Here is a 16,342-nt window from a genome sequence, read left to right on the forward strand (position 1 = left end):
GCCGGACATGAAAAATCCCGCGCCGTTCGTTTCGATCGGCGCGGGATTCTTTTTGTCAGAAAATCAATTCAAGAGTTTGAAAAGCTTAGAAAAACCCTTTCCGCTGCCACCAGCCGGCACGCTTCGGCTTTTCTTCGGCCTTGGCTTCGGGCTCATCGGCCACGGTCGAGGAAACCACCGGTACGACAGGTGTATCGGCGGCTGCCGCCTTGCGGCGTGATGGCCGGGCCTTGGGTGTCTCCCCCGCGACCGCTGCCTCGTCCGATGCCGGCGTCTCGGAGGGTGCCTGCACGGCCACTTCCGCGGTCGGCTCCTCGGCGACGGCTTCGGCGGCTGCCTTCTTCGGCTTGGCTGCGCGGCGTGGCTTCTTGGGCTTCTCGGTGCTCGGCACCTCGTCGCTCACGATAGCCGCCGGTTCTTCGACGGCAGCGGCAGCCACCGGCTCGATCGCCTCGGGCTCGCTCAGGGAAGCGTCAGCTTCGGCAGGCTCGGTCGTTTCGCCTGCTGCCGCGTCCGTCTCGCCTTCACCGTCTTCGCGACGGTTGCGCTTGCCACCGCGTTTGCCGCGCCGGCGCTTCTTGCCCTGGCCGTCGTCGGATGCTTCCGCCGTTTCGACGGTCTCGCTTGCGGCGACCGCAGCCTCGTTGTCTGCCTCGGTATCGTCATGGTCCGCCGCGCCTTCCGACGCGGAGAAGCCGTCATCCGACGTGGAGAGGGCCTCGCCGTCCGTCGGGGCGCCATGCTCGCGGTCGCGATCCTTGCCGCCGCGCCGCCTGCGACGCTTGCGGCGCTTGCGGTCGCGGCCTTCGCCTTCCTCGCCGGATCTGGGCTGCTGATGCTGCGACGGCTGCGCGTGCCGTGGTTGCTCCGCCTGTACCGGTGCTTCGTCATCTTCCTCGACGACGACGATCTCGTCCTCGGGCTCTTCCGGCTCGACATAGGCCGGCAGACTGCGCACCTCGACGAAGCCTTCCGGCTTCTCGGCCAGTGCCCCGCGGAAGATCGCATAGTGCTGTGAGCCGACCGTATCGTCGGCCTCGATGGTGACGGTCAGGCCGAAGCGGCTTTCCAGTTCCACCAGCGTGCCGCGCTTGTGGTTGAGCACGTAGAGCGCGGTCGCGGCCGGCGTGCGTACCGTGATGTGGCTGCGCGAATCCTTGAGCAGGAATTCCTCGATCGCCCGTACCACCATCAGCGCCACCGACGAATCGGAGCGCACATGGCCGGTGCCGCCGCAATGCGGGCACGGCTTCATGGTCGATTCCAGCACGCTGGCGCGGATGCGCTGGCGCGACATCTCCATCAGGCCGAAATGCGAAATGCGGCCGACCTGAATGCGGGCGCGGTCGTTCTTGAGGTGATCCTTCAGTCGCTTCTCGACGGAGCGGTTGTTGCGGTTCTCCTCCATGTCGATGAAGTCGATGACGATCAGGCCGGCAAGGTCGCGTAGCCGGAGCTGGCGGGCGACTTCCTCGGCCGCTTCCAGATTGGTGTGGAGCGCGGTGTCCTCGATCGAGTGCTCCTTGGTGGAGCGTCCCGAATTGACGTCGATGGCGACCAGCGCTTCGGTCTGGTTGATGATGATGTAGCCGCCGCTCTTCAGCGTCACTTGCGGCTGCAGCATGCGGTCGAGCTGCGCCTCGATGCCGTTGCGCACGAAGATCGGCGTCGTGTCGCGGAACGGCTGAACCACCTTGGCGTGGCTCGGCATCAGCATGCGCATGAAGTCCTTGGCTTCGCGGTAGCCCTCTTCGCCGGAAACCAGAATCTCGTCGATATCCTTGTTGTAGAGATCGCGCACCGAGCGCTTGATCAGGCTGCCTTCTTCATAGACGAGGGCAGGGGCCGTGGACTGGAGCGTGAGATTGCGCACGTTCTCCCACAGTCGCATCAGGTATTCGTAGTCGCGCTTGATCTCGGCCTTGGTGCGGCTCTCGCCGGCGGTGCGCAGGATGACCCCCATGCCTTGCGGCACTTCGAGATCGGCAACGACTTCCTTGAGGCGCTTGCGGTCGACCGCGCTGGTGATCTTGCGCGAAATACCGCCGCCGCGCGCCGTGTTCGGCATCAACACCGAATAGCGGCCGGCAAGCGACAGGTAGGTGGTGAGCGCCGCGCCCTTGTTGCCACGCTCTTCCTTGACGACCTGCACCAGCAGGATCTGCCGGCGCTTGATTACTTCCTGGATCTTGTACTGGCGGCGCACCGGCTTGCGGCGGTTGCGCACTTCCTCGAGTGCATCCTCGGCGCCGACGGATTCGATCTCATGATCGTCGGGATGGGAAGAGGATACTTCCTCGAGCATCCCGCGATCATTGTCGCTGGAAGTGGCTTCGCTGCCCTGTTCCGGGTGCGGAACAGGTTCGGAAATCACATCGGCTTCGACGGAGGCGGCGATCGACTTGGGGTCGCCGTCGCTGGTCTCGCTTTCGTCCTGTACGAAAGAGCCCCCGTCATCTTCGGATGCACCGTCCTGTTCGGATGCACCGGCGTGCTCCGAGGCATCCGCCGCGTGTTCCGTGATCCCGGAAACGTCGGGCATGTCCTCGGCGACGGCATCCGCGCCATTGTCGCTGTGTTCGTCTGCCTCGCCAGCGGTTTCGTTTGCCTCGCCGGTATCGGCTGTGCCGGGATCGCGCCTGTTTTCACCACGGTCGCGGGTCTTTCCGCCGCGCCGGCGACTGCGCCGTCCACGGTCCCGGCTCTGGCGATCGTCGCCTTCGCCGTCCTCGTTCTCTTCGTCCTCGGCCTCCTGTGCTTCCGCGCGCAGCAGTGCCTGACGGTCGGCGACCGGAATCTGGTAGTAGTCGGGGTGTATTTCACTGAAGGCGAGAAAACCGTGACGGTTACCGCCATATTCGACAAAGGCTGCCTGAAGGGAAGGTTCGACGCGCGTTACGCGGGCGAGGTAGATATTTCCTTTGAGCTGCTTCTTGTCCTGGGATTCAAAGTCGAATTCTTCGATACGGTTACCGCGTACGACGACAACGCGTGTTTCCTCCGGGTGGGAGGCGTCTATCAGCATTTTGTTGGGCATTATTTCGTTTCCCCCCGGCAGCCGTCAGCCGCAGCTGGCGGGGCAAAGCCCGCTGCTGTGTGTCTGGATGAGAGTGGGTGCCGGATAATTGAACGTCCGCCGGACGCTGCCCGCGTGTCATGGCGGTGCCGCCCGCAGCCATATTGGCGCGGTTTGATGCGGACCTTTCCATGATTGCGCTTGAAGCCATCGTCACCAGCAGAACCTTTTGAACCAAAGCCCGGAAACCGGACCAGCTTGTTTGCTCATACAGAGCCGGCGCGGGAACAAACCCGGCCGTTTTCCTCACGCAGGCGATTCCCCCGCCACGGGAGCACACCTGCGAAATTCGTCGCAATCACCTGAAGCCTTTTCGCCTGAAGCGAAAGGAGCCGCCTTTCATCTGACCCTGTAGCAGGAAGCTGCGGAGGAGGGCGGTTCCAGGATTGCAGTGATCCACCATCGCTTTTATGATTTGGCGGGTTGGAAGGCAACCCCGATTTCCGATGCCGGCAAAAAGCAGTTCCGTTGCGTAAGCCTGGGTTCCGATCCTGCATGAAAAGGCTTGGTTAACCTTCTCTGGATACCAATCGTTAATCGAGTTCGCGGCCTAACCGGCACTTCGACGAAACGAGCCGGCGCCTGGCGCCAAACCGGGAGCGACTGGAAGAGAGATGGGACTGGCGGACTTCACAGACAAGGGATGTCGTGTTGGCGGCCAGATCCTCGGTGCCTTCTGTCTCGTGCTGCTGGTGGTGTTTTCGTTCGCCTTTTCCACTATTGCCGATGCCGCCGACGCGCCGCTCGTGGCGAAGGGCTACAAAATGGCCGGCGATGCCACCAAGATGCGCATCGTCATGGATTTCGATCGCGAGCCTGACATCAAATGGTTCCTGCTGCGCGGGCCCAACCGCCTTGTCATCGATCTTGCGAACACCCGATTTGCCGTCGATGCCAAGGATTTGAAGCCGCGTGGCCTTGTCAAGGGCGTGCGGCTCGGCGAACTCGGCGAGGGCGTCTCGCGACTGATCCTGACCGGCAAGGGGCCGTTCGCCGTCGACAAGCTCGATGTGCTCAAGAACGAGGACGGAAGCGGCTACCGCATTGCCATCGACATGTCGGCGGCGTCCGAACGTGAGTTTGACGCCGCCCTTGCCAATCAGGCACTGAGCACCGGTTCCACGGTTTCGACCGACAAGGGCGGCCGGGTCGGCACGGGACCAGTCTCCAATCCGGGCCACCGATTCACCGTCGTCATCGACCCCGGCCATGGCGGCATAGATGGCGGCGCCGAGGGCCTGCACGGTACTATCGAGAAGAACGTCACGCTGGCCTTTGCCACGGAGTTGCGCGACAAGCTCGCGGCCATCGGCAAATACGATGTCTTCATGACCCGTGATACCGATGAATATCTGCGCCTGGACGACCGCGTCCGCATTGCCCGCCAGCATGAGGCCGATCTGCTGATTTCCATTCATGCCGACACGATCAGCGTCAAGGGCATCCGCGGCGCCACTGTCTATACGGTCTCCGACAAGGCTTCCGACCCGGAAGCGCAGGCGCTTGCCGACCGTGAAAACCTGTCCGACCAGTTCGCCGGCATGGTCATCAAGGACGACAACAAGGAAGTGACCGATATCCTGATCGACCTGATCCGCCGCGAGACGCACACTTTCTCGATGAGTTTTGCCCACACATTGGTCGGTCAGCTCTCGACCAGCGTCGGCCTTATCAACAATCCGCAGCGTTCGGCCGGATTCAAAGTGCTGAAGGCCCCGGACGTGCCGTCCGTGCTGGTCGAGCTCGGCTATCTCTCGAACGCCAAGGACGAGGCGCAACTGCTCGACGCCGAGTGGCGCGGCAAGGCAGCGCAAAGCATCGCCAACGCCGTCGCATTGTTCGCTTCCGCGCGCGCCGGGATCGGAACCGGAGGTTGACCTCTGTCGCGGCGCCTGCAACCAGAGGCGGCGTTGCGGGATGACAACACCCGGCACTTTTATTTCCGGCTTGTGGCCGTGAAACGCGGCCCTGCCGTATTTTGTCCACATGGTGGCGACATGGGTTTTCGATTGCGGATTGGGACCGGCTCGAAAGCTTGCGTGGAAGGCGGCTTCGTTTAGGAAATTCCCGAACCAAGGACTGGAGCGGGTATGATTCGTCTCATTGGCTATTTTTTCGGCATCGGAACGACGCTGGCCCTTCTGGCCGCGGCGGGCGTTGCCCTCTACATCGGCCATATAGCAAAGGATCTGCCCGACTACGAAGTGTTGGCCAAGTACGAGCCGCCGGTGACCACCCGTATTCATGCCTCGGATGGCTCGCTGATGGCGGAGTATGCACGAGAACGGCGCCTGTATTTGCCAATCCAGGCCATCCCGGATCGCGTCAAGGCCGCCTTTCTGTCCGCGGAGGACAAGAATTTCTACAGCCACCCTGGTGTCGACATAACGGGGTTGGGCAGAGCGGTGATGACTTATGTTTCGGGTGGCCCCATGCAGGGCGGCTCGACGATCACCCAACAGGTTGCCAAGAACTTCCTGCTCACCAACGAGCGCTCCCTGGAACGCAAGGTCAAGGAAGCCATCCTTTCGTTCCGCATCGAACAGGCCTATTCCAAGGATCGTATCCTCGAGCTCTATCTCAATGAGATTTTCTTCGGCTTCAATGCCTATGGTGTCGCCGGCGCCGCGCTGACCTACTTCGATAAATCGGTGAACGAGCTGACCGTGGCCGAGGCCGCTTATCTGGCATCGCTCCCGAAAGGTCCGGCCAACTACAATCCCTTCAAGCACGCCGACCGGGCAATTGAACGGCGAAACTGGGTGATCGGCCAGATGGTCGAAAACGGTTATGTGACGCCCGAAGAGGGCGCGAAGGCGAAAGCCGAGCCGCTTGGCGTTGCTCCGCGCCGCACCGGCTCCTATCTTTTCGCCGGCGAGTACTTCACGGAAGAGGTTCGTCGGCAGATCATCGCCCGCTATGGCGAGAACGCGCTCTACGAGGGCGGGCTGTCGATCCGCACCACCCTCGACCCGAAGGTCCAGCTCATTGCCCGCAAGGCGATGCAGAATGGATTGATGAAATACGATACTTTGCGCGGCTATCGCGGGCCGGTGAAGACGATCGACGTCACCGGCGACTGGGGTGTGCCGTTGGGCGCCGTCAAGGGATTGGAAGACGTTCCCGAGTGGTCGCTGGCCGTCGTGCTCGACAGTTCGGCGTCCGGGCTGTCGATCGGCCTGCAGCCCGCACGCCAGGCGTCGGGCGATATCGTGAAGGAACGCGTCGAAGGCACCGTCAGCAAGGAAGACATGGGCTTTGCCATGCGCCATGTGGTCGACGGCAAGACAGTCAAGGCCAAGTCGCCGGCCGACGTGCTGAAGCCGGGCGACGTCATCTTCGTCCAGAAGAACGAAGGTTCCGACAATGCCTACAGCCTGCGCCAGGTTCCCGAGGTGGAAGGCGGCCTGATCGCGATGGATCCGCACACCGGCCGCGTGCTGGCCATGGTCGGCGGTTTTTCTTATTCGCAGTCGGAATTCAACCGCGCCACGCAGGCAATGCGCCAGCCGGGCTCCTCGTTCAAGCCGATCGTCTATTCGGCCGCGCTCGACAATGGCTATACTCCGGCCTCGGTGATCATGGACGGACCGATTACCATCCAGAGCGGCAACACCACATGGACGCCGAAGAACTATGACGGCACGGTCGCCGGCCCGGCAACACTGCGTTCCGGCATCGAGAAGTCGCGCAACCTGATGACGGTGCGGCTTGCCAATGACATGGGCATGAAGCTGGTCGTCGAATATGCCGAGCGCTTCGGCGTCTATGATCATCTGGCACCATATCTGCCGATGGCGCTGGGTTCGGGCGAGACGACCGTCATGCGCATGGTTTCGGCCTATTCGATCATGGCCAATGGCGGCAAGTCGATCAAGCCGTCGCTGATCGATCGCATCCAGGACCGCTACGGCAAGACGGTGTTCAAGCAGGACGAGCGTGGCTGCGAAGGCTGCAACGCGTCTGAATGGAAGAATCAGCCGGAGCCGGAACTTGTCGACAATTCCGAGCAGGTGCTCGATCCGATGACCGCCTACCAGATCACCTCGATGATGGAAGGCGTCGTCCAGCGCGGCACCGGTGCCACCGTCGGCGAGCTTGGCCGCCATATCGCCGGCAAGACCGGCACCACCAACGACGAGAAGGACGCCTGGTTCATCGGCTACACGCCGAACCTCGTGGTTGGTCTCTACATGGGTTACGACACGCCGCGCGGCCTTGGTCATGGCGCCACCGGCGGCGGTCTTGCCGCCCCGATCTTCAAGGATTTCATGCGCGTGGCGCTGGACGGCACGCCCAATGTCGACTTCAAGGTGCCTGACGGCATGAACCTGATCGCCATCAACCGCAAGACCGGCATGCGCGCCACCTCGGGCGATCCAGGCACCATCATCGAGGCCTTCAAGCCGGGCACCGGCCCCGCCGACAGCTACTGGGTAATCGGCATGGGCGCCGATGGCTCCAATGCCTCCGGCGGCGCGTTGTCGCCGCAGGCCAACCAGGCCATCCAGGACGGCGGCGGCGGCCTTTACTGACGGTTCACACGTCCAAATGGGCCAGCCTCGAACTGGTCCATTTCGCTTTACACTTGGCGGCACCGTCCCTATGTATCGCGCCGACCGAAGCGTCATTTCAGCAACAGGACAAAATACCAGGCCATGCGCGCGGAAACGCAGAATATTGTCGACGAGATCAGGCAGGCGATAACCCTGCTGAGGAGGCATCTTTGACTGGGATCAGGCCATAAAGCGGCTTGAATACCTGAACGTGCGGGCCGAGGACGCCAGCCTCTGGAACGAACCGCTGGAAGCGCAGAAGCTGATGCGCGAACGCCAGGGCCTCGAGGAAGGCATCGCGGCGGTCAAGGGCCTGACCCAGGCGCTGGAAGACAATATCGGCCTGATCGAGCTGGGCGAGGAAGAGGGCGACGAAGGCGTCATCGCCGAAGCCGAAGCCGCGATCCGCTCGATGCAGGGCGAGGCCAAGGCCCGCCAGGTCGAGACGCTGCTCTCGGGCGAGGCCGATGCCAACGACACCTATCTCGAAATCCACGCCGGCGCCGGCGGTACCGAAAGCCAGGACTGGGCCTCGATGCTGTTGCGCATGTACACGCGCTGGGCCGAGCGCCGCCGCTTCAAGGTCGAGGTGCTGGAAGTGCATGACGGCGAAGAGGCCGGCATCAAGTCCGCAACCTTGCTGATCAAGGGCCATAATGCCTATGGCTGGATGAAGACCGAATCCGGTGTCCATCGCCTGGTGCGCATCTCACCCTATGACAGCAATGCGCGCCGCCATACGTCGTTCTCCAGCGTCTGGGTCTATCCTGTCGTCGACGACAGGATAGAGATCGACGTCTCCGAATCGGACGTGCGCATCGACACCTATCGTTCGTCCGGCTCGGGCGGCCAGCACGTCAACACCACCGATTCGGCCGTGCGCATCACCCATATCGCCACCGGTATCGCGGTCGCCTGCCAGGCCGAACGCTCGCAGCACAAGAACAAGGCCAAGGCCTGGGAAATGCTGCGCTCGCGACTCTACGAGGAAGAGCTGAAGAAGCGCGAAGCGGTCGCCAACGCCACGGAGGCGTCGAAGAGCGATATCGGCTGGGGTCACCAGATCCGCTCCTACGTGCTGCAGCCCTATCAGCTGGTGAAGGATCTGCGCACCGGCGTCGAAAGCACCAGCCCGTCGAGCGTGCTCGACGGCGACCTCGACGATTTCATGGAGGCCTCGCTGTCACAACGCATCGAGGGCGGCGCGGGCGAAGTGGTGGCCGACCTGGATTAGGCTGCTTGTGCGGTCATCGCAAGGCTTCTGATTCGGCGTGTTGCTCTCGTGCGGGACGGGGTCTTTTCCTGTCCCCAAAACGGGAGCGTCGCATGTTTGTCGCTCGTCCGGCGGCCCCACATCTTCGTGGGCTGCGGGGCGACCGGTTCTCCATTGCTGACGATCTGCGACCATGTCACCGGCAATCAAGAGCATGTGATCGCGCGCATCTGCGATCGGCCGGCTGGAACCACTCCGGACCAATCCCGTTGTTTGCATGCCCCGCCTTCCGGGAACGAACCTGGTCTGAATCTCGTCAGGGGTAGCAGTATGTATGTCATGCGCGTGCGCCCCATGGTCTGGGCGCCGCGGCTTCTTGCGCCGACCAAGGAATCAGCCCAGCATCCAAACGCTGGGAGACAAAAAGCATTTATGGCCGGACGCGGCATATCTGCGACTGACGATCCGGCCACTGGGAAGACACGTTCCGGGAACGGGCAGGCGAAATGCTTGACGCTCGAAAGGAACGTCCCATGTCTGCTGCCACGCCCAGATCGGCCCGAGCCGTTCAACCGGTCGGCCGGCTTATGTTTTCCCTGTTCGCCATCGGCGTGATCGCGATGTTCGCGCCAGCTGCTTTTGCTCATGACGCCAAGCCGACGGCGGCAAAGCCGCAGGGTTGGAGCTATCCATTCGCCTGCTGCGCCAACTATGACTGTCGTGCCGCGCATACCGGCGAGGTGCTGGAGAAACCCGAGGGCTACGTGATCGCCGGCACCGGCGAGGTGGTTCCGATGACGGACAAGCGCGTCAAGGACAGTCCTGACGGCGAGTTTCACTGGTGCGCTCATCAGGCCGGTCTCGATGCCGGCAAGACGATATGCCTGTTCGTGCCGCCGCGTTCTTTTTGATGCTGCGCGGCTAACGCCCGTCGGTACACGCGTCTGCTGACGGACGGTTGTCAGGATCGCTTCTTTATGCTGCCTTGCCGCTTGGGCGCAGGACAATGGAGAGGTGATGTTCATGGCCATCAAGGGAAGCTGCCACTGCAAGGCGACGATATTCGAGGTGTCGGAGGCGCCGCGGACGGTGACACAATGCACCTGTTCGTTCTGTTCGAAACGCGGCTCGCTTTGGGCCTACTATACCCCATCGCAGTTCAAACTCGTCACGCCGCTGAAGAACGTTTCCTTCTATCAATGGGGCTCGAAGACCGTAAAGCATGGTTTTTGCGCAAGCTGCGGCTGCGGCACCTTCACCGAAACACCGGACTGGTCGACCGGCGAGCCGGATTTCGACAATCCGAAGATCAGCGTCAACTCGCGGCTGTTCGATGACTTCGATCTCGACAAGGTCGAAGTGGTGATCATTGACGGCAAGAATCTCTGGTAGCCCGTCAAGGATGCTTCGTTGCGCAACAGAGCCCGGGAAAAGCCGCGACGCCCACTTTTCTCGTTCCGTTTTTCGCCGCATTTCATGGTACAAGTCGCGGTAAGGGCTGATTTGACGCCGTCGTAAGGCGTGACTTGGAGAGGGACCATCCTATGAAAAAGACCGTGCTCGTCGCGATGGCGACGGCTCTGCTCGTGACCGCGTGCACCACCACCGATCCATATACGGGCGACCAGAAGATTTCCAACACGGCCGCGGGCGCGGGTCTTGGCGCCCTGGCAGGCGCCAGCCTTGGTCTGCTTGCTGGCGGCAATGATCGTCGCAACGCGCTGATCGGCGCCGGCATCGGCGCGCTGGCCGGGGGCGCCATCGGTGCAACCATGGACCAGAACGAGGCTGAACTGCGCCGGCAGCTCCAGGGCACCGGCGTCAGCGTCACCCGCAGCGGTGATCAGATCATCCTCAACATGCCGTCCGACATCACCTTCAACACCGACCAGGACGCGGTGAAGCCCGGCTTCTACCAGGTGCTGAATTCGGTGGCGCTGGTGCTGAAGAAGTTCAAGCAGACCACGGTCGACGTTTTCGGCCATACCGATTCGACCGGTGGCGACCAGCACAATTTCGATCTGTCGCAGCGCCGTGCGCTGGCGGTCGCGAACTATCTGTCCGGCCAGGGCGTCGATCAACGCCGCTTCGCCGTCACCGGATTTGGCAAGACAAGGCCCGTCGCGTCGAATGCCACGGCCGAGGGCCGGGCCCAGAACCGACGCGTCGAGATCCAGCTTTCGCCGCTCACCTGAGCAGAATCGCGTCTCAAGCGATGCGAGAAACGGCCCCAAATGGGGCCGTTTTTCATCCAGCCGTGTATTGGCGCTCGGTTTCGTGACAGCAGTCAAAGAAAATTAGCAATATCTAATAAATTCTTTTCCGCGGCCGTGGAAAGGATTAGCATCGACGCTGTTCCAGAGAGGATGGGGCGGTTTAATCGGCCGCGCAATCAACATCGTTGCCGCCTCGGTCTTGCACGGCCAGATCATGAAATCTGGGAGGAATGCATGACAAGAACAGCCAGTCTTGGGCGCTGCGGCGTCCTCGCTTTGACAAGCGTTGTAGGCGCATGGTTAGGCCTCGCCACGGCTCATGCCGAGGACGCCAACAAGGCCGACATCGACGCGTTGAAGAAATCGCTCGCCAAATATCAGGATTACACCGCCGCCGTCCGCGATCTCTATCTGTCGACGGTCGGCTGCGTCTACTACAGCGGAGAAAAGATACCCGGCTCCATGGTTTATCCGAAGGGCGCCATGGGCATCCATTTCGTCAACGTCCCAAGTGTCGGCCAGAAACTAGATCCGATGCATCCCAATGTATTGATCTACGAGCCGACCAAGAAAGGCCTGAAATTGGTCGGCGTGGAGTGGCTGGTGCCGCTGACCCCGGACATCAAGGAACCACCCAAGCTGTTTGGTCAAACCTTCATGGGCCCGATGGAGGGGCACTATCCGCTCATCCCGAAGGAGTTCGTCCACTATGATCTTCACGCCTGGCTCGAGGACAATCCGAACGGCATGTTCAGCCCGACGAACCCGAAGGTGAAATGCGACAAGGCCGAGTTTCCGATGCTGGAGAAGCCGACCAAGATGATGCCCGGGCCGATGTGACCTGGAGCGGACCAGCGTCCAATGGAATTGCTGAACCGCCCCATTTTTCGTTCCCAGGCAATTCCGGGACGCTATGCGCTTTTCCTTGAATTGCTCTTGGCTACAGGGCGAAAAAGGAGGCAAGCCGGGTAGCCGGCTTGCTGGCTGGAATCAGACCTTGGCGACGATGCGCATGAAGGCCGGCATGTCGTCGCCGAAGCCGACTGTGGTGTCGTTGTCTTCCTGATGATGGCGGGCAGGGCGGTTATTGCTGCGCTGCGGCCTGGTATCACCGCGCTCAGGTGCGCGCGGCTCATTGCGGTCGGACGATTTGCGCTCCGTGTTTTCCGAACGGATTGCATCCTTGCGCGCGCGCCGTTCGACAATATCGGCCGTCTCGGCCACATCGGGCTGCGGTTGAGCAACCGCGGTCGTGACATCTTCCTCGCTGTGCCTGCCGCGACGCTCGCCGCCCTTCTTGCGCCCGCCCCTGTCGTTGCGGTCCTCATCCTTGCGGCCGGCACGGCGCGGCGCGCCTTTGCCGCGGCGCGGAGCATCGTCCTCGCCTTCGCTGGCAACCACCGTCGACAGGTCGCCGTCATGCCACTCGATCTTGGCGCCGATCAGCCGCTCGATGGCGTCGATATACTTGGTGTCGGACTTGGTCGCGATGGTGAAGGACTTGCCCGAGCGCCCGGCGCGGCCGGTGCGGCCGATGCGGTGGACATAGTCCTCGGCGTGGATCGGCACGTCGTAGTTGAAGACATGGCTGACATCGGGAATGTCGAGGCCGCGCGCGGCGACATCCGAGGCGACGAGATAGCGCAGCTTGCCGTCGCGGAAATTGGCCAGCATCTGCATGCGCGCGCGCTGGTCCATGTCGCCATGCAGCGCACCGGCGTCGAAATCATATTTCAGCAGCGAGCGGAACAGCTCCGAAACCTCGATCTTGCGGTTGCAGAAGATGATCGCGTTCTTCAGCTCCGCGTCCTCGGCCTTGATCAGGTTACGCAGCGTTTCGCGCTTGTCCCAAGGCTTCGAGCCCGATTTGACCAGCCGCTGGGTGATGTTGGTGGCCGCCGACGCGGCCTTGGAGACCTCGACGCGGACCGGCGCATGCAGGAATTTTTCCGTCAGCTTGGTGATCTCCGGCGGCATCGTCGCCGAGAAGAACAGCGTCTGCCGGGTGAACGGGATCATCTCGCAGATACGCTCGATATCGGGAATGAAACCCATGTCGAGCATGCGGTCGGCCTCGTCGATGACCAGGATCTCGACGCCGTTGAGCAGCAATTTGCCGCGCTCGCGGTGGTCGAGCAGGCGGCCTGGCGTCGCGATCAGCACATCGGCGCCGCGCTCCAGTTTCTTGTCCTGCTCGTCGAACGACACGCCGCCGATCAGCAATGCGATGTTGAGCTTGTGGTTCTTGCCGTATTTGACGAAGTTTTCTTCGACCTGCGCGGCAAGCTCACGCGTCGGCTCCAGGATCAGCGTGCGCGGCATGCGGGCGCGGGCGCGGCCCTTTTCCAGCCGGGTCAGCATCGGCAGCACGAAGGAGGCGGTCTTGCCGGTGCCGGTCTGGGCAATGCCCAGCACGTCCTTGCCGAGCAAGGCGTGCGGGATCGCACCAGCCTGGATCGGGGTCGGCTGGGTGTAGCCGGCATCGGTGACTGCGGAAAGCACCTTCGGCGACAGGCCAAGGTCCGAAAAGGTCAACGCTTCTTGAGCGATCGTCGTGTCTGAGGACAAGTGTTGCTGTCTTTGGCTGGTTCGGGGAAGCGCAACGTCATTCGTCGCGGCAAGCGCCACGCGCCTGCAAGATTGGTATTGCGATTAGGCGCAAGCCCGCGATTTGTCAACAGAAACGGGCAGGATTGGTGCGATTGTGAAGTTGTAACCTTAATCGCGATGCTTAATCCGACCGCTTGTCTCCGTGCCGGCTCAGTAACGGAACTGTTCGGCCAGGATGCGTTCGTTCCAGGAGTGGTTGGGATCGAACAGCAAAGTCGCGGTGGCGGTCGGCGATTCCCGCACCGTGACCGATGTCACCGCCTTGACCTCCGTGTGGTCGGCGGCGGCGTTCACCGGCCGCTTTTCCGGCTCCAGAATGTCGAAGCGCACGGTCGCCTTGTTGGAGAGCAATGCGCCGCGCCAGCGTCGCGGACGAAACGGGCTGACCGGCGTGAGAGCCAGAAGCGGCGCATCGAGCGGCAGGATGGGTCCGTGCGCGGAAAGATTGTACGCGGTCGATCCGGCCGGCGTCGCGATCATGACGCCGTCGCAGTTCAGTTCCTCGATCCGTATCTGATCATCGACGCTGATGCGGATCTTGGCCGTCTGATAGGATTGGCGCCACAGCGCAACTTCGTTGATCGCCAGCGCCGTGACGTGATCGCCATCCGAGGTGGTTGCCAGCATCTCCAGCGGGCGGATCGTCTCGGCGACCGCGGCCGCGATGCGCTCGGTGAGCCCTCCGGACCGGTACTCATTCATCAGAAAGCCGATGGTGCCACGGTTCATGCCGTAGACTTTCTTTCCGGTGCCCATCGTGTCGCGCAAGGTCTGCAGCAGGAAGCCGTCGCCTCCCAGCGCCACCACGACGGTCGCCTCGGCGACCGAACGTTGGCCATAGCGCGCCGACAGGCTTTCAACAGCCGCCTTGGCGTCTGTTGTCTCGGACGAGACGAAGGCGATGCTGTTGGCGGCTGTGCTCATGGCTTCCCGATCGCGACCGATTGGCGCCGGCAGGTTCTGGCCGCGCCAGCGCCGGGGTAGCATGGGGTGGGCGGGTCTGCAAAGAGAGCCTCCGCCAGTTCACGAAGTGACGTGCGGCAGTGCCGCCACATGGGCCGGTCGCGGTTGATGTCGTGGCGCGATCGAATGTGATGGTTAAGGCCACGCTTAAGGTCTCGTAAAGCCGGATCGATCATGTTAGCCGGCATGGGTGGCGTGGGGCGCCCGCAGCACTACCTTCTCCTTCGGGACGCAAAGGACGTTGCGGCACGTTAGATTTGTGCGCACGATCCCGCGGATCCTGATGCCCGGGGACATGCGCCAGCTAGACGAGGCCGACATATTGCCGGTAGCACGCCTGATCATCGTCTTTGTCATGTTGGGAAGTTTCGCGCTTGTCTTCGCCGAACTGGTGCGCCAGTCGGAACAAATGAGCGCCAGGCCGGTCCCCACCGCGTCACGCTGCGGTGATGCCGCCGGGATGCCTTGCCCGCAAAGGGCGCTGTAGGCCGCCCAGACACGCTGACCGGACCAATATTCGCCGAACTCGGCAGGCACCAGCCGTGATCCGGAGGTGACCGATCACCGGCTGGCGCAAGACAAGTTGGATCGTTGCAATTGCGGCATATACAAAAGCACTGATAGAAGCGCTTTGGATCTGACATTGGATTCCGTTTCCCTCGTCTCTGGGAATCGAGCCGCGCGCCGGTTGACCGGCCGAATCTGGGTGGTGGGGAATGCTGCGTAGCGTATTGGTTTCCGGGGGCTGCGGCTTCATCGGATCGCATCTTGTCGATCGCCTGCTGCGGCGCGACGACCTGGAAACGCTTGTCGTCGTCGACAATCTGTGGACCGGATTGCGCGACAACATAGCCCATGTCTCGGATCCACGCTTCAGCCTGCGGATTGGCGATGCCGAAAGCTTCGCGGCGAGTGGGCATTTCGATGAGATCATCCATCTGGCGTCACCGGCTTCGCCCGTATGGTACATGCGCGAACCGGTCCGCACGATCAAAGCCAATATAGGCGGCGCGCTCAATCTCCTGTCGCTGCTGCGGCCCGGCGGCCGCTTCTGTTTTGCCTCGACCTCGGAAGTCTATGGCGATCCCCTGGTGTCGCCGCAGCCGGAGAGCTACCGGGGATCCGTCGACTGCACCGGGCCACGGGCGTCCTACGACGAGGGCAAGCGCTGCACCGAAGCGCTGCTGTTCGAACAGCAGCGCGTCAGCGGGCTCGATGTCCGCGTCGTCAGGCTGTTCAACACATATGGGCCGCGAACGCGCATCGATGATGGCCGCGCCGTTTCGAATTTTGTCAGCCAGGCCCTGACGACCGGAATCCTGACGGTTTACGGCGACGGTTCCCAGTCACGCAGCTGGGGTTATATCGACGATATTGTCGATGGGTTGGAGCGCTTCTTCTGGCGCGACAGCATCTCGCACCGTGGTCCCCTGAACATCGGCAACAACCGCGAAATCTCGGTTCTCGACACCGCGAAATTCGTCTGCTCGCTTGTTCCCGGCAGTCGTATCGAACACCATGCGCCTGTCCCGCAGGATCCCACGAACCGGTGCCCGGACCTAACACTGGCAAGGCAGGTTCTTCCCGGCTGGGAAGCCACGACCGGTTACCAGGAGGGGATCCGGCGTACTTTCGAATGGTTCAGGCAACAGATTGCCGACGGCGGCAAATTGGCGGCGACGGCCTGAGAACCAGAGATTTGCGGCTT

General features: G+C 62.2%; 12 protein-coding genes. 9 read left to right on the forward strand and 3 right to left on the reverse strand.

Going from position 1 to position 16,342, the window contains the following annotated elements:
- Positions 1–85: 85 nt before the first annotated feature.
- Positions 86–3,037 (reverse strand): ribonuclease E/G, encoded by a 2,952-nt coding sequence (locus tag FJW08_RS29170; protein WP_140813332.1) that lies wholly within the window; start codon positions 3,035–3,037, stop codon positions 86–88.
- Positions 3,038–3,690: 653 nt separating this feature from the next.
- Here FJW08_RS29170 and FJW08_RS29175 point away from each other — a divergent pair.
- The 7 genes from FJW08_RS29175 (at position 3,691) to FJW08_RS29205 (ending at position 11,901) form a co-directional block, all read left to right on the forward strand.
- Positions 3,691–4,953 carry an N-acetylmuramoyl-L-alanine amidase gene (locus FJW08_RS29175; protein WP_140760128.1) on the forward strand — a complete coding sequence of 421 codons (1,263 nt, stop codon included), beginning with the start codon at positions 3,691–3,693 and terminating at the stop codon, positions 4,951–4,953.
- Between the two features lie 213 nt (positions 4,954–5,166).
- The gene (locus FJW08_RS29180; RefSeq protein ID WP_140813333.1) at positions 5,167–7,611 is read left to right on the forward strand and encodes a penicillin-binding protein 1A; all 2,445 of its coding nucleotides are present in this window, start codon (positions 5,167–5,169) and stop codon (positions 7,609–7,611) included.
- A 123-nt stretch (positions 7,612–7,734) separates the two neighbouring features.
- Positions 7,735–8,866, forward strand: a protein-coding gene (prfB, locus tag FJW08_RS29185; protein WP_140760132.1) for a peptide chain release factor 2 whose coding sequence is annotated in 2 segments (ribosomal slippage) — positions 7,735–7,800 and positions 7,802–8,866 — 1,131 coding nt in all. Because the reading frame shifts where the segments join, the coding sequence is not laid out codon by codon here.
- Between the two features lie 512 nt (positions 8,867–9,378).
- Positions 9,379–9,756 (forward strand): hypothetical protein, encoded by a 378-nt coding sequence (locus tag FJW08_RS29190; RefSeq protein WP_140760134.1) that lies wholly within the window; start codon positions 9,379–9,381, stop codon positions 9,754–9,756.
- A 112-nt stretch (positions 9,757–9,868) separates the two neighbouring features.
- Positions 9,869–10,237: a GFA family protein gene (locus FJW08_RS29195; RefSeq protein ID WP_140760136.1), complete on the forward strand. Its 369-nt coding sequence runs from the start codon at positions 9,869–9,871 to the stop codon at positions 10,235–10,237.
- A gap of 152 nt (positions 10,238–10,389) precedes the next feature.
- Positions 10,390–11,040, forward strand: coding sequence for an OmpA family protein (locus FJW08_RS29200; RefSeq protein ID WP_140760139.1), 651 nt, complete (start codon positions 10,390–10,392; stop codon positions 11,038–11,040).
- A 255-nt stretch (positions 11,041–11,295) separates the two neighbouring features.
- Positions 11,296–11,901, forward strand: coding sequence for a hypothetical protein (locus tag FJW08_RS29205; protein ID WP_140813334.1), 606 nt, complete (start codon positions 11,296–11,298; stop codon positions 11,899–11,901).
- A gap of 150 nt (positions 11,902–12,051) precedes the next feature.
- Here FJW08_RS29205 and FJW08_RS29210 read toward each other — a convergent pair whose 3' ends face one another.
- Positions 12,052–13,629 (reverse strand): DEAD/DEAH box helicase, encoded by a 1,578-nt coding sequence (locus tag FJW08_RS29210; protein ID WP_181178674.1) that lies wholly within the window; start codon positions 13,627–13,629, stop codon positions 12,052–12,054.
- A gap of 192 nt (positions 13,630–13,821) precedes the next feature.
- Positions 13,822–14,595, reverse strand: coding sequence for an NAD kinase (locus tag FJW08_RS29215; RefSeq protein ID WP_140813335.1), 774 nt, complete (start codon positions 14,593–14,595; stop codon positions 13,822–13,824).
- Between the two features lie 334 nt (positions 14,596–14,929).
- On the opposite strand from FJW08_RS29215, the gene FJW08_RS29220 reads away from it, so the two are divergent.
- Positions 14,930–15,121: a hypothetical protein gene (locus FJW08_RS29220; RefSeq protein ID WP_027146867.1), complete on the forward strand. Its 192-nt coding sequence runs from the start codon at positions 14,930–14,932 to the stop codon at positions 15,119–15,121.
- A 232-nt stretch (positions 15,122–15,353) separates the two neighbouring features.
- Positions 15,354–16,322, forward strand: a complete 969-nt coding sequence (locus tag FJW08_RS29225; protein WP_210241228.1) for an NAD-dependent epimerase/dehydratase family protein — start codon at positions 15,354–15,356, stop codon at positions 16,320–16,322.
- The last annotated feature ends 20 nt before the right edge of the window (positions 16,323–16,342 follow it).

The sequence above is a fragment of the Mesorhizobium sp. B3-2-1 genome (assembly GCF_006439515.1).
Lineage (GTDB): Bacteria > Pseudomonadota > Alphaproteobacteria > Rhizobiales > Rhizobiaceae > Mesorhizobium.